At 71.1% G+C, this 1,581-nt stretch carries 1 protein-coding gene and 1 pseudogene; both read left to right on the plus strand.

Annotation, left to right across the window (positions count from 1 at the left end):
- The first annotated feature begins 76 nt into the window (after positions 1–76).
- A complete protein-coding gene (locus AX737_RS29675) occupies positions 77–1,093 on the plus strand; it encodes an ABC transporter permease (RefSeq protein ID WP_156454046.1) in 1,017 nt (338 codons plus the stop codon).
- Positions 1,093–1,581: pseudogene (locus AX737_RS29680) on the plus strand (ABC transporter permease); the annotation flags it as partial. The gene AX737_RS29675 and the pseudogene AX737_RS29680, both read left to right, overlap by 1 nt.

Genomic DNA, 1,581 nt, shown 5'->3' on the forward strand with positions numbered 1-1,581 from the left:
CCCCTCTCCCCCCCTGCTTCGCAGGGTACCCTCCCCCGCAGAGGGGGGAGGGAGGTCGCGCGTGGGTGCGCACCCCGTGACCGGCCTCGTCCTCCGCCGCCTCGTCACGATGGCGCTGACGCTGCTGCTGATCTCGGCGCTCGTCTTCTTCGTGATCAAGCTGCCGCCGGGCGACTACCTCTCGAACCGCATCGCGGAGCTGCGCGCGGGCGGCGAGGCGGCCTCGATCGCCAAGGCCGAGCTGCTGATCCGCCAGTACGGCCTCGATCGGCCGGTCTGGCAGCAATACCTGATGTGGGTCGGGCTGATGCCGGGGCCCGCCGGGTTCTCCGGCCTGCTGCAGGGCGACTGGGGCTGGTCCTTCGAGTACGACCGGCCGGTGGCCGAGGTGGTCGGCGACGCGCTCTGGCTCACGCTCGTGGTGAACCTCGCCGCCCTGGTCTTCGTCCACCTCGTCTCGATCCCGATCGCGATCTACTCGGCGACCCACCGGCACTCCCTCGGCGACGCGGTCGTGACGGTGCTGGGCTATGTGGGGCTCGCCGTGCCGGGCTTCCTGCTGGCGCTGATCCTGCTCTTCTACGCCAACCGCTGGTTCGGCCTCTCGATCGGCGGCCTCTACGACGCGGGCTTCACCGGCAAGCCCTGGGACGGGGCCAAGATCCGCTCGCTCCTCGCCCACCTCGTCGTGCCGACCCTCGTGATCGGGCTCGGCGGCACCGCCGCGATGATCCGGCGGATGCGCGCCAACCTCCTGGACGAGCTCGCCAAGCCCTACACGGTCACGGCCCGCGCCAAGGGCCTGCCGCCGATGCGCGCGCTCCTCAAGTACCCGTTCCGGATGTCGCTGAACCCGTTCGTGGCCGATATCGGCAACCTCCTGCCCCACCTCGTCTCGGGCTCGGTGCTGGTCTCGCTGGTGATGAGCCTGCCCACCGTCGGCCCGCTGCTGCTGGACGCGCTGCGCACCCAGGACCAGTTCATGGCGGGTTTCATCCTGATGTTCGTGGCGGCGCTGACCCTCGTCGGCATGCTGATCTCCGACCTCGTGCTGGTCTGGCTCGACCCCCGCATCCGGCTCGGGGGCCGCTGATGGTGGCCCACTTCGTCGATCCGGCGCCCTTCGACCCGGATGCCGGCCGCGAGGGCGACCGCGACGCCCCCTCGGCGCGGCGCCTGTTCGTGCGCAAGTTCCTGCGCCACCGGCTCGCCGTGGTCTCGGGGCTGATCCTGCTCGTCCTCTATGCCAGCGTGCCCTTCGTCGAGTGGCTCGCGCCCTACGGGCAGGCAAGGCGCAACGGCGACTTCCTCTACGCGCCGCCGCAGGGGCTGCACCTGTTCCACGAGGGCCGCTTCGTCGGGCCCTTCACCTACCCGTATCGGGCCGAGCTCGACCTCGAGACCTTCCGGCGCAACTACGTCGTGGACCGGAGCCGTCCGCAACCCGTGCGCTTCCTCTGCCGGGGCGATGGCTATCTCTGGCTCGGGCTGATCCCGGGCGAGCGCCACCTCGTCTGCCCGCCGGAGGGGGGCACGCTGTTCCTCGTCGGCACGGACCGGCTCGGGCGCGACATCCTCTCG

This window comes from Methylobacterium sp. CCH5-D2, assembly GCF_001556475.1.
GTDB lineage: Bacteria > Pseudomonadota > Alphaproteobacteria > Rhizobiales > Beijerinckiaceae > Methylobacterium > Methylobacterium hispanicum.